Raw genomic sequence first — 16669 nt, 5'->3', positions numbered from 1 at the left:
TTTTGTTATCCCATAAAACTCAAGAGATACAACACAATAATGATCGCCAATACCAAAAAAGCGATTTTCCAAAAGCTATAAGGTCTTTGTCCATAAACTTTTCCGTTAAATGCATTGACCATGATCTGATAACTCTTTCCTTTGTACTGATAAGCTGATAACCATACAGGTAAAAGAATATACTTCAATTTAATGGATTTAAAATCGCTATCAATAGAATCAATATCCTGTGTATCACCACCGATGTCATGCTCAACCTGACGTTCGATTTCCCGATCCATTATAGTCCGGGCAGTCTCCGCCGCTTTTACATGATCCACACTAAAGGTTTCAGCGATAAAGCCACTTAAATATTGCTCATTGAAAGGTTTTAGGTAGCCCAAATTCCAAGGTCCGATTTTATCAGAGAACTTTTCGGGAAGAGATGTTGATCCCGAAATGACAATATCCTTAAATTGACTATAGATACTACCTGAAGCTGGATACCAATTTGTTCGTCTTTCTTCGTATTCTTCCGTCTCGCCATCCGAATTGCGTCTTGTACGCGTCACATAATAATATTCTCCACGTGATCCTACGTAATCAGATTGTACATCTGCATCATAGGACCAAAATGGCACATACACCCCTTTTAAACGATCATTTCTTGAATTAAAAATTCGCTTAAAGTCATTCGGAGCGAACCATATCTTACCCGCCCATTGTGTCAATAGCCTAAAAGCATTTTTGTAATCAACGGAAAAGGGAACAAGACCATGTGGCTTCAAAATACGCTTTTGCTGATGGTCAATTACCAATGGTGAAGCACAAAAAGCACATAAATCTGCCGTAACATGAGGATTCAAACGCGAGTTTGCGCCACAGTTACTACAATGCACAACTTCAGCCAAATAGCTATAGCGCTCATCGGCGAGCCCCTCCATTGCTTGTCCAAAAACTTTATAATCTGTAGATTCAATATGCCCATCTTCCGGTAGCTGATCCGCTATTTCATTCCTGGTTCCACAATAGGAACACGCTAAATAGGACGTACCGGGCTGATAAGTCAAAATAGCACCACAGCCCTGACATTTTAACCCCTGCTCTATTTCGGAGGTTTTTTCTTCAAAACTCATAAAACTCGGTAATGCATTTTACCCTAAACTCCTGGTATCGTTGGCGGGTTCTGCGAAAACAGATCCTTTAATTCGACTACCTTTTCAGCCTCAATCCAGTTTTCAAGTCCCTCTTTCCAGACCAAGGTAGCAAGTGTCATCGTCCCCTCTTTTATCAGAGCGCGCAGCTGTTCCGAATCAAAGGGCCCTTCCTGTTTGCCTTTAACGGCCAGGTAATAAGCGACCGCTTTGGGCAATGGAGGAGGTCCAACGGCCCCTGCAGACGAAGCCGCAGCAGCTGATCCCGTACCAGTAGGATTATTCCCATCAAAACTATTTTGCTGAAATACATTACCCATTTGACCAACCATTCCTGCTCCCAACCCAGCACCAAATCCAGCACCTACAATCCCTCCACTACTGGGATTCTCAGCAGCTTTCTCCATTGAATTTGCGGCTTGGAATTGGGCATAGGCCCCCAGATTACCAACGACCCCCATACTGCTTCGCTTATCAAGGGCTTTCTCGACTTCTTCTGGGAATGAAATATTTTCAATTAAGAACTTCGTTAAGCTCAAACCCAACTCATCAAAATCAACCCCAATTTTTTGCTGTATCAAGGCCGAAACTTCATCATAGTTGGATGCAAGATCCAAGGCCGGTATCTTCGACTCAGCAATAGCATCCATCCCCCGCGATACCGCAATGTTTCGAAGCTGCTCTGTGATATCTTCAACTGTAAATACAGGCGTCGTCGCAACAAGCTGTTTCATAAAAACAGTAACGTCCTTCACCTGAAAAGAGAAATTACCGAAAGCCCGAAGTCGAATGGGACCAAATTCAGGATCCCGCAACATAATCGGATTTTTAGTTCCCCATTTCTGATTGACAAATTGTCGAAGGTTGACAAAATAAACATCGGCTTTGAATGGACTATTGAACCCATATTTCCAACCTCTGAGGGTTGTCATGATCGGCATATTCTGGGTCGTCAGTTCGTAACGACCAGGCTGAAAGACGTCCGCAACCACGCCTTCATTCAAAAATACCGCAGCCTGCCCTTCTCGCACAGTCAACTGTGCCCCCATTTTTATTTCATTCTGATACCGTGGAAACTTCCACACAATCGTATCTGTGCTATTATCGACCCATTCGATAATATCGACAAACTCATTCCTGATTTTATCAAATAATCCCATAAATTATTCTCTTTACAATTACTTACACTAAATGTAAACATTTCCCCGCAAACCGGCAATTTTCTCCAGCAGTACGCAAACTAGCGATATCTAAAAAATTTAGCCTTTTAAACTACTTATCGTAGTTTATTTTTTTTACTTTTGTTAGCTAAGTTCTACATTAATTTATGAGTACATATAACGAAGACAGCATTAGGTCCCTGGATTGGAAAGAGCATATCCGCCTCCGTCCGGGAATGTACATTGGAAAGTTGGGGGACGGTTCGGCCTATGATGATGGTATCTATGTTTTATTGAAAGAGGTCGTTGACAACTCAATTGATGAGTTTGTTATGGGTGCCGGTAAAACTATTGATATCACGGTAAACGAAAATAAAGTTTCCGTACGCGATTATGGACGTGGTATCCCAATTGGTTCTGTGGTTGATGTTGTTTCTAAAATCAATACGGGTGGTAAATATGATAGTAAGGCTTTCCAAAAGTCCGTCGGTTTAAATGGTGTCGGTACAAAAGCCGTAAATGCTTTGTCCAGTCAGTTTACCGTCCAGTCATACCGTCAAAATATAACACGCATTGCCCAATTCTCTAAAGGGGAATTAGTCAATGATGAACAAAAAGATACGACGCAACGGAATGGTACATCTGTAACATTCTATCCAGACGATTCTATTTTCAGAAACTACAAATACCGTCCCGAATTTGTAGAGAATATGATCTGGAACTATGTTTTTCTAAACTCAGGTCTTACGATCAACTTTAATGGGCAAAAGTTTATTTCTGAGCACGGACTAAAAGATCTATTGGAACGAAATATTGATGCCGAGTCCATGCGCTATCCAATTATCCACTTACGGGGGGATGATATTGAAATCGCGATGACTCACGGCCAGCAATATGGAGAAGAATATTATTCTTTTGTCAACGGTCAGCACACCACACAGGGTGGAACACACCAGGCAGCCTTCCGTGAAGCACTAGTCAAAACAATCCGCGATTTTTACAGAAAAGAATTTGACGCATCGGATATTCGTTCATCAATTATCGGTGCCATCGCCATCAAAGTGCAGGAACCCGTTTTTGAATCACAGACCAAAACAAAGCTAGGATCTCAAAGTGTAGGCCCAGAAGGCCCTACGGTAAGAGGATTTATCAATGACTTTGTTAAAAAAGCATTGGATGATTACTTACATAAAAATCCGGCTACGGCAGATGCTCTTCAAAAACGTATTCTTCAATCGGAACGTGAACGTAAGGATATCGCCGGTATCAAAAAACTCGCCAACGAAAGAGCGAAGAAAGCCTCTTTGCACAACCGTAAACTACGTGACTGTAAAGTGCACTTCAGCGATAAAAATGAACGTAACCAAGAAACAACGTTGTTTATCACCGAGGGGGATTCTGCATCTGGTTCTATTACCAAATCGCGGGATGTGCAGACTCAAGCTGTTTTCAGTCTGAAAGGAAAACCGTTAAACTCCTACGGTATGTCCAAAAAGATTGTTTATGAAAACGAGGAATTTAACCTCTTACAACATGCGCTTAATATTGAAGACGGTCTCGATGGATTACGCTACAACAATATCGTAATTGCTACCGATGCCGATGTCGACGGCATGCACATCCGCCTGTTGCTATTGACATTTTTCTTGCAGTTTTTCCCAGACCTTGTCAAAGCTGGCCACGTTTCCATCTTACAGACACCACTTTTCCGTGTCCGCAACAAAAAGGAAACGATCTATTGCTATTCCGATGAAGAACGACAAAAAGCAATCGCAAAATTAGGCGCTAAACCTGAAATTACCCGATTCAAAGGTTTGGGTGAGATATCACCTTCCGAATTTGGATTATTTATCGGAAAAGATATCCGTCTTGACCCGGTTATCTTGTCCAAAGACAATAAAATTCAACAGTTATTAGAATATTACATGGGCAAAAACACACCAGATCGACAAAAGCATATTGTCGAAAATCTGCGTGTTGAAGTTGACCTTGAAGAAGAACTAACAAAAAAAGCGGGTTAAAATAACCCGCTTTTTTAGCAACCTACAACCACCTTTCATGCACAACCAAACCTTAATTCTGATCCAATGTCAAGATGCCGTTGGATTGGTCGCCAACATTTCAAATACGCTGGCAAAATATCAACTCAATATTGTCACCATGCGTGAATATGTGGATGAAGAAGCCAACAAATTCTTCGTGCGTATCGTGTGTAACGGTATCGTGCCTGAGCAGAAACAGCTTTCGGATTCCCTTGCCGAAGTACTTCCCCCATCTGCTCAGATACAGATAAACCCCAATAACCGCAAAAAAATCGTCGTCCTCGTGACCAAAGAGCATCACTGCCTTGCCGATATCCTGGTACGTCAACACTTCGAAACATGGGGAGCCGAAGTACAGGCCGTAATTGGTAATTATGAATCATTACGCTCCTTTACGGAAAAGTTTGATATTCCTTTTCATTGCATCTCACATGAAAACCTAACAAAGGAAACATTCGAAAAACAACTGATCGCACAAATCCAAAACTATAATTTCGATTACATCATTCTGGCGAAGTTCATGCGAATCTTGTCTCCTCAGTTTGTCAGTACCTTTGAAAATAAACTGGTCAACATACACCATTCATTTCTACCCGCTTTTATTGGTGCCAACCCGTACAAGCAGGCTCATGCAAGAGGCGTTAAGATCATCGGTGCCACAGCGCATTTCGTTACCGACCAACTCGATGAAGGCCCCATCATCGTACAGGATATACGACATGTCAATCACACCTATACTGTAAAAGATATGGTAACTGCCGGCAAAGAAATAGAAAAGGCTGTTCTGAGCAGAGCAATTCGTCTGCTTAGTGAAGATCGTGTGATGCGCAACGATTACAAGACAATTGTATTTGAATAGTGATTACAATCATGTCCAGATAAAACAATCATTACTTTTTTTCAGCGTTATTCTCTATTATTTCGTAAAAGAAATATTTAAGAATGACGCATACTTTTCATATCCCCGTATTAGGCTTAGCTTTCTCCATCGACTCCGCACTTAAGGTCGCACAATATGGTATCTCCACCGTAATGTCTATTGTTGACGATGAACTCATCGAGCGCATGCGCCGCTATTACTGCGGACAATATCAAATCGTCTATCATCCGATCACTAAAACAGAAGAAGATTACCGGGCAAAAAGAATTACGGCCTATCTCAATCTCGTACACTTTGTGGTCAAGAAGCAAGTCGTGGCCTTGAAGCGTCAGCCCTTTACCGAAAATTCAGAACTTACCAAATATTTTCAGCTTTTACCCGAGTCACATCCTTCAAAACCGATTTATCACGCGATGGAAATGGAAACCAATCGCGCGATTAAAACCGAGCTGCAAGATCTATTGATCAATTATCTCAAACCGGGAGACATCGATGTTAATATTATGTCCAAAGTAGATAAAATGAATTACCAGGATGGTAACCTATTGGATCAGCGTTATTCTGATGCTTCAGCAGCCTTACGTGGTTTTGCAAATTCCAACTTGCATTCCTCCCTTATCCTTTCCGCAGGGATGAATCCACACCTATACGCTTACCTCGCTGAATTACCGGCTTTCTTCCCCAATAGTGAAGGTCTATTTGACAAAAAAGTCGTTTTGAAAGTAAGTGACTTTCGATCGGCGCTCATCCAGGCAAAATATCTCGCTAAGCGTGGTGTATGGGTATCTGAATTCAGAATAGAATCCGGTTTGAACTGCGGTGGTCATGCTTTCGCAACCGATGGTCTTCTTCTGGGACCAATCCTTCAAGAGTTTAAAGAGAAAAAAGAAAGTTTGAAAACCGAACTTTTCGAGATATACCACGCATATTGGGTTTCCCAGGAGCGCTCATTAACAACTCCTCCCAGCATCAAATATACAGTTCAAGGAGGCGTGGGAACAGCTTCAGAACATCAGTTCTTATTAGACTATTATGGATTCGATGCCGTAGGATGGGGATCCCCATTCCTGATGGTTCCCGAAGCAACCACAGTAGATCAAGAAACCCTGAAAGCATTGGAACTTGCCAAGAAAGAAGACTTCTACTGTAGTGGAGCATCTCCATTGGGAATTCCCTTTAACAATTTCAGACAAAGTGGCGCAGAGTACCTACGGTTGGAACGTATAAAAAAAGGGCGCCCCGGTAGCCCTTGTAAAAAAGAATACCTTATTTCGAACACCGAGTTTGGTGATAAACCGATCTGCACTGCATCACGCGTCTATCAACATCAAAAGATCCAGGAACTACAAAAACAAAATCTGTCCGCTGCGGAATACGATAAAGCCTTTGACGCCATTACAGAAAAAACCTGTCTTTGTGAAGGGCTCGCAGCACCAGCTTATCTTAAGTACAATATCCAAAAGAGCAAAGAACAGACCGCTGTATCCATCTGCCCAGGCCCGAATCTTGTCTGGTTCAAAAAACAATATTCTTTGCGGGAAATGATCGACCACATCTATGGCCGTATATCAGTTTTTGAAAATGACAACAGACCTTTTGTTATGATCAACGAACTCAACCTGTATATCGATCATATTCAAAAATATGTAACAGACAATAAAAATATCATGAACGATAAAAAGATAAAATATGTAGCTAGATTCAAAGCACAATTACAAGCTGGAATAGCTTATTACAACGAACTTACCCAGCACTTATCGCTTATTCCACAAAATATCAGCACAGCGATACCCAGACAGCTTGAACTGGCATCACTACGTTTAAAAGACATCCATATGTAACCTCCTAATATAACTTTAAACAAACACGGGGCGCTTCAATAAGCGCCCCGTGTTATTATCAGGAATCTTTTGACAAGCCTTACTTCGCTATTTTGCGAAATTTACCAAATACCCCAAGTGGAAGTTTCGGACCTGCAGTTGCTTGTAAGAACAACTCGCCTATTTCCAAGTTTTCCACTTTTGGGAAAGCTGTCTTAATTAAATTTTCAACAATAACAGAGGAAAACCCTAATGAATACGTATTCAAAATCAAGAAATGCTCTTTAGGATCCAATAGTTGAACGACTTCAGTCATCATTTCCATAATGTGATCTTCCAATTTCCATTTCTCGCCCTTTGGCCCATGCCCATATGCGGGTGGATCCAAAATAATCCCATTATACGTATTACCTCTTTTCAGCTCACGCTTTACAAATTTCAAAGCATCTTCAACCACCCAACGAATGTTATCCAAATTGGAAATTTCCATATTTTCATTTGCCCAGGTAACAACCTGTTTAATCGAATCTACGTGAGTCGTATCCGCGCCCGCAGCCTTTGCTATTAAAGATGCTCCACCAGTGTATGCAAAAAGATTTAGAACCTTCGGTCTTTCCGTCTTAAATGAACGTACAGATTCCGAAATATAGTCCCAATTTACAGCCTGTTCCGGAAATATCCCGACGTGTTTAAAAGATGTCAAGCCCAATCTAAATTTGATGGCCACATCCTTATTTTTATATTCGATATGCCAACGGTCTTGGGCCTTAGGATTTTTCTTCAACCATTCTCCTGAAGTAGCCGAACGACCTTTGAATTTGATATGATAACGCTTGTTCCACTCCGCATCAGTCAATGCTTTAGGCCATACAGCCTGAGGTTCTGGTCTGATTAAAATTAAATCACCAAAACGTTCCAGTTTTTCAAAATCACCACAATCAATGAGTTCATAGTCCTTCCAATGCTGTGGGGTCAATAGTTGTATATTTGTTGCTGCCAAAATCAAAATTTTCCGACAAAACTAAGCTAAATTTCAATATAAAAGAAATCTGCATGATGCTAACACAGATCAAACACATAAAATTACGCGCAATAAAGCCATGTTCCCAGCCCTTATTGCCCCATAGAAGCTTTCGCACTTTTCATTAATGGGCTTGCAAAAACAAAGTTGTTCAATTCCTCCACATCCGACCGCATCATATCCTTATTGGAACCTTCCCAGAATTTCTCTCCTTTATAGAGAAACAAAATATACTCACCAATTCCCATCACAGAATTCATATCATGTGTAACAACGACTGTCGTACATTTCAACTCTTGCGTAATTTTTAGTACCAATTCATCAATAACAATCGAAGTCTCCGGATCCAATCCCGAATTGGGTTCATCACAAAATAGATATTTAGGGTTCATACTAATTGCACGTGCAATTCCAACCCGCTTTTTCATCCCCCCCGAAAGCTCCGCAGGGAACAGTTTATTTCGTCCCTCCAGATTAACCTGTTCCAAACAATGATTTGCACGGTCTAATTTTTCCGCTTTGGACATATCCGTAAACATGTCCAACGAAAACATGATATTCTGTTCGACCGTCATCGAATCAAACAGCGCTGAATTTTGAAAAAGCATACCTATTTCTTTTCGAATAGGAACACGCTCTTCAAAATTCATCCGAGTAAAATCCTTGCCATCAAAAATTACCTTTCCTTTTTCCGGTTGGTGTAGGCCCACGATACATTTCAATAAAGTACTCTTTCCCGAACCCGACCCTCCAATAATCAAACTCACCTTTCCAGGTTCGAAATTTGCACTAATTCCTTTCAGAACATGGTTGTCACCAAACGATTTGTTAATATCTTCGATTTGAATCATAAAATCTTTTTAAAGCATTAATGCGGTTATCACATAATCCGCCGCAAGAATAGTTATACAGCCAACGACAACTGCTTCTGTGCTAGCTTGCCCAACTTCCAACGCTCCGCCCTTTACATTATACCCTTTATAAGCAGATATCGAGGTAATAATAAACCCAAACAAAACAGCTTTAACAAGGGCAACTGTCACCGTGAAGCCGTTGAAGCCATCTTGAATTCCTAAAATATAATCCGCCTGTGTCACAGCGCCCGAAAGGGATCCACCTAACAAACCGCCCACTAAAGCGCACACGATAGAAATAATCACCAACATCGGAATCATGGTGATACCCGCCAATATTTTGGGTAATATCAAATAACCAGGAGCATTGATCCCCATAATTTCCAAAGCATCAATCTGCTCTGTAACACGCATGGATCCGATCTGTGAAGATATAGACGACCCAATTTTCCCCATTAAGACCAATCCCGAGATCGTCGGTCCTAATTCCAAAATATTTGAATCCCGGTTGATCGAACCTATAATTGAATTTGGGATCAAGTCGGATACCATCTGAAAGGCAATTTGCATGGTCATAACAGCGCCAATGAAGGTGGAAATAATAACGATAAGTCCTAGAGATCCTATACCAATATCGGTCATTGCCAATACGGTTTCCTTCCAATAAATTCGCCCTTTCTCCGGTCTTTTAAAAACTGATTTCAGGAGTATGAGATATGCACCAATGTGATGAAAGATCATATTATCTATTTAATTTCAATGTATTACGCCAATTTAACGGCTATACTGAGCCAAGCTATCCATTAAAGGTAATTAATTCCAGCAAATATATAAACAAGCAAAAACCCAAAAAGTATACGAAAAACGAAATTACTTACCGATCAATTAGTCACATTTACCGATTTTTTATGTATAATAGCCTAAACATTCATACGGTATCTCCCAAAGCGACTTACTTTTGAGATATATTAACAAACGGAATTAGTTATGAATACACGAAGAATAACAACTGGTATCACCATTCTCTTTATAGGAGTTGTCTTATTATTATCACAGCTCAACACAATTTCTTTCAACTGGGTAGGTATTTTTAGATACTGGCCGCTGTTTATTGTGCTTGCCGGAATTCGTATGCTGGTACCCAAAGACCAACAGATTGGACAGTTTGTCGCCATCGGTTCTACCGTCGTAATTTTAGGTTTTTTGACTTACATAGGGCTGTCGACACCAAAGGAACCACTTTTAACACAGCTTTTAAAAAGTAAAGGCGTCAACATCAATGTCGACGATCCCAACGATAAAACAAATTATACAACAGAAAAATTAAACGTCCCGCTGGATGATAAAATCCATAGTGCTACCCTAAACCTCGATTTGGGGGCCACTTCATTAAGAAATGATAGTAGCACTACTTCAGAAATCTTCTCGGCATTTAACACATCAAAAGAATATCTACTGGGCATAACTGTACATGGAGAATCTGCAGACAAATTAGATATCAACCTAAAGGGAAAATACAAAAACAAGGATTTTAACAGCAAAAACAACAATACGTTTATCGCATTAAACCCCAACATCCTATGGAATCTGAATTTTGATGTAGGTGCAATTGATGCCAGGTTAGATCTTTCACCCTACAAGATTGAAACATTGGATATCGATGCTGGAGCGACTAGTCTAAAGTTAAAATTAGGTCAACCGCTGGCAACAACTAAAATTTCTATGGATGCTGGAGCCTCCTCTATTGAAATCTCCATCCCCAAAAACGCGGCCTGTCGTATTACAAGCGACAATGCATTATCCTCGACAGATTATGAGGGCGATTTCCTAAAAAGTGAAGGCGAAGTAAAATCGACAAATTACGACTCTGCCGCTCAAAAATTCGATTTCGATATCAACGGTGGCATCGCGTCAATAAAAATTAGAAGATATTAATTGACACCCGATTTTTAGTCAAGAAAAGCTAACTTTGTGTTAGATATGGACACAAGTAATATGTTGACATTACCTGGAATCTATTGCAATTCCAAGGTAGATTATTCGAGATGGAAAACAAGGGAAATTCAGATCGGTGATATTCCCATGGGTGGCGATAATCCCATTCGTATTCAAAGTATGACTACGGTAGATACAATGGATACGATGGGCTCAGTTGAGCAGACCATTCGAATGGTAGAGGCGGGCTGCGAATACGTTCGTATTACCGCTCCAAGTATTAAAGAAGCACAAAATTTAGCTAACATAAAAGATGAACTTCGCAGAAGAGGCTATAAAGTCCCTTTAGTCGCTGATATTCATTTTACACCAAATGCTGCCGAGGTCGCTGCGCGCATCGTCGAGAAAGTAAGGGTCAATCCCGGTAACTATGCAGACAAGAAGAAATTTGATCAGCTATCTTATACCGATGCTGAATACAAGCGCGAGTTAGATCGCATCTATCAAAAATTCACTCCGCTCGTAAATATCTGTAAGGAAAATGGTACCGCCATGCGTATTGGTACCAACCACGGCTCACTTTCGGATAGGATCATGAGTCATTATGGTGACACTCCGGAAGGGATGGTCGAATCTGCCATGGAGTTTATCCGGATGTGTGAAGATCTGAGTTTCTACAATCTCTGTATCTCCATGAAATCTTCCAACCCGCAGGTCATGGTCGAAGCCTATCGATTGCTGGTCGAAAAAATGGTTTCCGAAAACATGAACTATCCCCTACATCTCGGTGTAACTGAAGCTGGAGACGGTGAAGATGGTCGTGTAAAATCTGCCGTCGGTATCGGAACACTGTTGGAAGATGGATTGGGCGATACGGTACGTGTATCGCTAACCGAAGAGCCTGAACGGGAAGCTCCGGTCGCTATAGCACTTGTCAATAGATATAGCAAAAGAAAGGCAAACATCGCGAGTCAGCCCAAACAAGAGATTGTTCAGCTCTCTCCGGAGACACCACATATTCCTTATGCCAGCCAAGAAGTAAATACCTTCATCGGCGGCTCTTTGGTACCTAGGGTTGTGGTCGACATTTCTAAGGAAAATCTAAAGGACGCTCAGATCCTTACCAAAGTAGGTTATCGCTACGATATCCTATTAGATAAATACCACATGGGTGAGCAGTCTGTAGACTTTGTTTATCTCGCAGACAGTTTACCATCCTTTACGATGCCGGCAAATCTGAAGCAAGTATATAACTATAATACCTGGTCAAAACTTACCGATCAAACCAATATTCATCCCCTCTTTACCTTAGAAGAATTCGTAAAGTCAGACAATAAGGATAAAGTCCTGAATATGGTCAAAATCTGTAATTCAGATTTATTAACCCCATTGTTTGAATCCTTACAGCTAGACAAAACAATCGTATTTATCGTAGAAACCGATTACTTGCACGGTATGGCAGATCAAAGACAGTTCTTTCGAAATCTGCAGGAAATCGGTATTGACAATCCTGTCATTATCAAGCGTTCTTATTTAGCGGAAGAATTCTCAGGACCCATTGGTGATTTTATGAATCCCGAAGAACCGATATCAAAAATACAGCTGTACGCTTCTACAGATCTAGGGGCATTATTAATTGATGGTTTAGGTTCAGGAATTTGGATTGACTCTCCGGCAACGGCATTGGAAAATATCGCCTCACTTTCGTTCGGAATTTTACAGGCGACACGATCCAGAATATCCAAGACAGAATATATTTCCTGTCCAAGCTGTGGCAGAACCTTATTTGATCTCCAAGAAACCACGCAGATGATCCGAAGCCGTACCAATCACTTAAAAGGCTTAAAAATTGGAATCATGGGCTGTATTGTTAATGGCCCTGGAGAAATGGCAGATGCAGACTATGGTTATGTTGGGGCGGGCCCTGATAAAGTGACATTATATAGAGGTCAGCAGGTGGTTAAGAAAAATGTGAGTTCAGCCCATGCCTTAGATGAATTGATCAAGATCATTCAAGATGATGGACTGTGGATCGAAGAACTACAACAAGACCAAAATTAACAAATCAAGCTATACATAAAATAGCAAAGGGGATCATTTGATCCCCTTTGCTGTTTTATGTATACGAATGAACGTACATTACAAATTACCTTTTTATCGAAAAATGTTACTTTCTTATCGAATAGAAAATCTTTTCACCACGGTTTCCGAACCTGCAACTACGCGTACAAAGTAAAATCCTGTCGTTAATTTCCCACCATGCTCAAAGGAAAGATTTTGAATTCCTGAATCCAGATTACCATTCATTAATTGGAGAATCTCATTGCCCAATGCATCCATTACTTTGATAGACACACTCGACGATTTTGCCAATTTAAAAGAAAGATTTATTTGTTCAGCAATCGGATTGTAGAAAACCTTCACATTATTGATAAGTTTCTCTGTCTCCTTGATGTTATTATCTTCTCCGAATGCCTCACTGCCGTCCCAAATATGTTGCGAAATAGTATGGTCATAAGGAGACTTTGCATACACCCGAGTCAACCCGCTACACAATGTCAGTGCGGATAAAAGTGTTAAACAAGCTGCTTTAAGTAGATTTCTCCCCATAGTGTTAAATTAGACTTCAAATACTGGTTACGGTTTAATCAAATATAACGCTAACTATTTGAATTATCAACAACAAAGTTAGTATTTTGTTTAAAAGTTTTTCAGCAAATAGATTCATTCTAAGTTTCTTTTAACAAATTTTAACAGCTCTTGCGCATGTCAAAGTAAATGCTAAAATTTGGCGCAGGAAATGTACCTACTTAAAGTACAGGCAAAAAGTATATTTTTGCAGTATATTTTGAAATAAAATAATTGATAAATGGCAGACAACAGTCATCACAACAGTATCAATAAGGTGAGTTTCGCCGGATTATTGATCAGTTTAGGAATCGTTTTTGGAGATATCGGAACTTCTCCATTGTATGTTTTCAAAGCAATCATGGGACAAGGAGCCATTCAAAAAGACTTAGTCTTGGGCGGGCTATCCTGTGTTTTTTGGACACTGACGCTCCAAACAACAGTAAAGTATGTTTGGATCACACTCCGGGCAGACAATAAAGGTGAAGGCGGTATCCTATCCCTCTATTCATTGGTACGCAAACGTGCCCCTTGGTTAATTTTCCCGGCGATGATCGGTGCAGCGACCTTGTTAGCGGACGGAATGATCACCCCTGCCATCACAATATCCTCGGCTATTGAAGGTTTGGATCTCAAATTCCCAGGATTACCTACAGTACCTATTGTAGTTACAATTATCTCCTTATTGTTTATTATCCAACGATTTGGAACATCTGTTGTAGGAAAGGTTTTCGGCCCATTGATGACCATCTGGTTTACAATCATTGGTGTAATCGGTTTATCTCATCTTCACCTCGCACCAGAAGTGATGAAAGCGATCAACCCCTATTATGCTTTCCATATTTTGATTACCTACCCCCATTCGCTATTACTGATCGGTGCCGTGTTTTTATGTACTACAGGTGCCGAAGCATTGTATTCGGATATGGGACACTGTGGTAAAAACAATATCCGTATCAGCTGGATCTACGTAAAAATCACACTTATACTAAATTATTTCGGACAAGGAGCCTGGTTGTTGACACAGGAAGGACGCGTCCTTGGAGGTGAAAATCCGTTCTACTCAATCATGCCCGATTGGTTTATAGGCTACGGTATCGCTATCGCGACGATTGCAGCGGTCATCGCCAGTCAAGCCATGATATCCGGATCCTATACCTTAATCTCGGAAGCAGTACGGTTGAATATATGGCCCAAGGTGGCTATCCGCTACCCCAGTGAACATAAAGGTCAGTTGTATGTACCATCCATCAATTTAATTTTATGGGTCGGCTGTATGATTGTCATCTGGGTTTTTGAAGAATCAAGCCGTATGGATGCAGCCTATGGTCTTGCGATCAATTTAACGGTATTGATGACCACGATTTTAATGGGATACTTCCTCGCCATGAAAAAAGTCAACCGTGTACTAATTGCGGTATTTTTGATTGCTTATTTTGTTATTGAACTAACTTTCTTAATAGGAAATGGTGTCAAAATAGCCCATGGTGGTTGGTTGACTCTTCTGCTTGCTACTGCGCTATATATAACAATGTATTGCTGGTACACAGCGCGAAAAATTAAAAATCGTTTTGTTAACTTCATTAACATCAATAAATACTACCCCATTATCTCCGAATTGAGCGAGGACAAATCCGTCCCTCCCTATGCGTCGCATTTGGTCTATCTGACAAGTGCAAATTTCAAATCCGAGATAGAGGCTAAAATTATTTATTCAATTATTAATAAAAAGCCAAAACGTGCGGATGTATATTGGCTCGTCCACGTTGATGTGATGGATCATCCACATACAAAAGAATATTCAATCGATCAGCTTATCCCGGGTAAGTTAATACGGGTTGATTTTAAACTTGGCTTTAGAGAGGAACAGCGCATCAGTCTACTGTTCAGAAAAGTAGTTGAGGAAATGGTGAAAAAAGGTGAAATTGACATCACCAGTCAATACGACACCCTACGTAAACACAATATTCCTGGTGACTTTAAGTTTGTTGTTTTGGAAAAAGTACTCTCCAAAACCAACCAGATGACATGGATAGAAAAAGTAATTATGGACATCTATGGTTACCTCAAAAAAATGAGTTTGTCCGAAGAAAAAGGTTTTGGTTTAGATTCCAGCTTTGTTACAATTGAACGGGTTCCGCTCAATTTTCCACAGACTTCAGAGGTCCATCTCATACGGAAAGATTAAGACTCCTCAAGGTGATGCTCAAGCATCACCTTTTTTATTCAATAGAATTGCATTACTTTTGTTGCAAATAATACATCATGGCAGACGCTAATCCAAAAAAGAAATTACATCCTAGAAATAGACATCTCGATAACTACAATTTTGAAGAATTGAGCAAAGTGGAACCTTCGCTCAAAGATTTTGTTATAGAAAATGCGTATAAAGTAAAGTCCATTGATTTTAACAACCCCGATGCTGTTAAAACGTTAAACAAGGCACTTCTAAAAAAATATTACCACATTCAACACTGGGATATCCCCAAAGAGAATCTTTGCCCCCCTATTCCGGGCCGGGCAGATTATATTCATTATATCGCAGACGTTCTTGCAAGGGACAATAATGGTGAAATTCCAAAAGGCGGAAACATCCACGTCCTCGACATCGGTGTTGGTGCAAATTGTATCTACCCCATCATCGGACATCAGGAGTATGGATGGAGCTTTGTAGGGTCTGAAATCATCAAGAGCGCATACAAAAACGCCATCGAGATAACACGGACAAATATGAGCTTAAAAAAGAGCATACAGATCCGCCTCCAAAATAATCCGAAGGCCATATTCAAAGACATTATTCTTCCAGGGGAAAAATATGATGTGGTGATCTGTAATCCCCCATTTTTTAGCTCTCAGACCGAGGCTTTACAGCAGTCCATCCGTAAGACCACAGGTATCAAAGACGCTAAAATAGACGAAAAACCGGTCACACAGGCATTTTCTGGACAAGGAAGCGAGTTATGGTGCGATGGTGGTGAAAAAGCGTTCTTGTCACGCATGATCTTTGAAAGCCAATTTCACAAAGATCAAGTAAAATGGTTCACAACATTAGTTGCCCACCGCGAAGACATTCGCTTTCTACAACACAAACTAAAGAAAATAAACGTAAAAGAGACCGAAGTGATCCGCATGGAACAAGGTAATAAGGTAAGCCGGATCCTTTTATGGAGATTCTAATAAGTCCATGATATTAAAA

The 16669-nt window shown here is 40.5% G+C and carries 13 protein-coding genes; 7 read left to right on the top strand and 6 right to left on the bottom strand.

Translation table 11 applies throughout. From position 1 onward, the window contains the following. Window positions 1–5 precede the first annotated feature (5 nt). Together B3297_RS00115 and B3297_RS00110 are read right to left on the bottom strand one after the other, a co-directional pair. Entirely contained in the window at window positions 6–1115 is a 1110-nt protein-coding gene (locus B3297_RS00115; RefSeq protein WP_286778239.1) for a zinc finger domain-containing protein, read from the bottom strand. Between the two features lie 23 nt (window positions 1116–1138). Beyond that, window positions 1139–2293, bottom strand: coding sequence for an SPFH domain-containing protein (locus B3297_RS00110; protein ID WP_159333399.1), 1155 nt, complete (start codon window positions 2291–2293; stop codon window positions 1139–1141). A gap of 167 nt (window positions 2294–2460) precedes the next feature. On the opposite strand from B3297_RS00110, the gene B3297_RS00105 reads away from it, so the two are divergent. The 3 genes from B3297_RS00105 to B3297_RS00095 all read left to right on the top strand — a co-directional run bounded on the left by B3297_RS00105 (window position 2461) and on the right by B3297_RS00095 (window position 7056). After that, the gene (locus B3297_RS00105) at window positions 2461–4314 is read left to right on the top strand and encodes a DNA topoisomerase IV subunit B (protein ID WP_070563183.1); all 1854 of its coding nucleotides are present in this window, start codon (window positions 2461–2463) and stop codon (window positions 4312–4314) included. A gap of 37 nt (window positions 4315–4351) precedes the next feature. Continuing rightward, on the top strand, window positions 4352–5194 hold the full coding sequence (purU, locus tag B3297_RS00100) for a formyltetrahydrofolate deformylase (protein WP_286778238.1): 843 nt from the start codon (window positions 4352–4354) through the stop codon (window positions 5192–5194). Window positions 5195–5277: 83 nt separating this feature from the next. Beyond that, on the top strand, window positions 5278–7056 hold the full coding sequence (locus B3297_RS00095; RefSeq protein ID WP_286778237.1) for a hypothetical protein: 1779 nt from the start codon (window positions 5278–5280) through the stop codon (window positions 7054–7056). 79 nt (window positions 7057–7135) lie between these two features. Here the strand turns inward: B3297_RS00095 and B3297_RS00090 are convergent, their stop codons facing one another. The 3 genes from B3297_RS00090 to B3297_RS00080 form a co-directional block, all read right to left on the bottom strand. Beyond that, window positions 7136–8041, bottom strand: a complete 906-nt coding sequence (locus tag B3297_RS00090; protein ID WP_070563192.1) for a class I SAM-dependent methyltransferase — start codon at window positions 8039–8041, stop codon at window positions 7136–7138. A 107-nt stretch (window positions 8042–8148) separates the two neighbouring features. Continuing rightward, window positions 8149–8907 (bottom strand): ABC transporter ATP-binding protein, encoded by a 759-nt coding sequence (locus B3297_RS00085; RefSeq protein ID WP_070563195.1) that lies wholly within the window; start codon window positions 8905–8907, stop codon window positions 8149–8151. A gap of 9 nt (window positions 8908–8916) precedes the next feature. Then, window positions 8917–9651: an MlaE family ABC transporter permease gene (locus tag B3297_RS00080; protein ID WP_112375483.1), complete on the bottom strand. Its 735-nt coding sequence runs from the start codon at window positions 9649–9651 to the stop codon at window positions 8917–8919. Window positions 9652–9897: 246 nt separating this feature from the next. Between B3297_RS00080 and B3297_RS00075 the strand changes: the two genes are divergently transcribed. Next, on the top strand, window positions 9898–10845 hold the full coding sequence (locus B3297_RS00075) for a LiaI-LiaF-like domain-containing protein (protein WP_070563198.1): 948 nt from the start codon (window positions 9898–9900) through the stop codon (window positions 10843–10845). Window positions 10846–10890: 45 nt separating this feature from the next. Then, window positions 10891–12906, top strand: a complete 2016-nt coding sequence (gene ispG, locus B3297_RS00070) for a (E)-4-hydroxy-3-methylbut-2-enyl-diphosphate synthase (protein ID WP_286778236.1) — start codon at window positions 10891–10893, stop codon at window positions 12904–12906. 114 nt (window positions 12907–13020) lie between these two features. Here the strand turns inward: ispG and B3297_RS00065 are convergent, their stop codons facing one another. Further along, window positions 13021–13455 (bottom strand): T9SS type A sorting domain-containing protein, encoded by a 435-nt coding sequence (locus B3297_RS00065; protein ID WP_070563202.1) that lies wholly within the window; start codon window positions 13453–13455, stop codon window positions 13021–13023. A gap of 259 nt (window positions 13456–13714) precedes the next feature. On the opposite strand from B3297_RS00065, the gene B3297_RS00060 reads away from it, so the two are divergent. Next, window positions 13715–15661, top strand: a complete 1947-nt coding sequence (locus B3297_RS00060; RefSeq protein WP_046671947.1) for a KUP/HAK/KT family potassium transporter — start codon at window positions 13715–13717, stop codon at window positions 15659–15661. 77 nt (window positions 15662–15738) lie between these two features. Continuing rightward, on the top strand, window positions 15739–16650 hold the full coding sequence (gene rlmF, locus B3297_RS00055; protein ID WP_070563205.1) for a 23S rRNA (adenine(1618)-N(6))-methyltransferase RlmF: 912 nt from the start codon (window positions 15739–15741) through the stop codon (window positions 16648–16650). Window positions 16651–16669: the final 19 nt, after the last annotated feature.

The organism is Sphingobacterium sp. UBA3519 (assembly GCF_002377215.1).
Taxonomy (GTDB): domain Bacteria; phylum Bacteroidota; class Bacteroidia; order Sphingobacteriales; family Sphingobacteriaceae; genus Sphingobacterium; species Sphingobacterium multivorum.
This window is presented reverse-complemented; position numbering and strand designations above follow the sequence as displayed.

Bases quoted from the DNA above. Each gene is read 5' to 3' on its own strand.
- B3297_RS00115 (WP_286778239.1), bottom strand. From the start codon at position 1,115: ATGAGTTTTGAAGAAAAAACCTCCGAAATAGAGCAGGGGTTAAAATGT.
- B3297_RS00110 (WP_159333399.1), bottom strand. From the start codon at position 2,293: ATGGGATTATTTGATAAAATCAGGAATGAGTTTGTCGATATTATCGAA.
- B3297_RS00105 (WP_070563183.1), top strand. From the start codon at position 2,461: ATGAGTACATATAACGAAGACAGCATTAGGTCCCTGGATTGGAAAGAG.
- purU (WP_286778238.1), top strand. From the start codon at position 4,352: ATGCACAACCAAACCTTAATTCTGATCCAATGTCAAGATGCCGTTGGA.
- B3297_RS00095 (WP_286778237.1), top strand. From the start codon at position 5,278: ATGACGCATACTTTTCATATCCCCGTATTAGGCTTAGCTTTCTCCATC.
- B3297_RS00085 (WP_070563195.1), bottom strand. From the start codon at position 8,907: ATGATTCAAATCGAAGATATTAACAAATCGTTTGGTGACAACCATGTT.
- B3297_RS00080 (WP_112375483.1), bottom strand. From the start codon at position 9,651: ATGATCTTTCATCACATTGGTGCATATCTCATACTCCTGAAATCAGTT.
- B3297_RS00075 (WP_070563198.1), top strand. From the start codon at position 9,898: ATGAATACACGAAGAATAACAACTGGTATCACCATTCTCTTTATAGGA.
- ispG (WP_286778236.1), top strand. From the start codon at position 10,891: ATGGACACAAGTAATATGTTGACATTACCTGGAATCTATTGCAATTCC.
- B3297_RS00065 (WP_070563202.1), bottom strand. From the start codon at position 13,455: ATGGGGAGAAATCTACTTAAAGCAGCTTGTTTAACACTTTTATCCGCA.
- B3297_RS00060 (WP_046671947.1), top strand. From the start codon at position 13,715: ATGGCAGACAACAGTCATCACAACAGTATCAATAAGGTGAGTTTCGCC.
- rlmF (WP_070563205.1), top strand. From the start codon at position 15,739: ATGGCAGACGCTAATCCAAAAAAGAAATTACATCCTAGAAATAGACAT.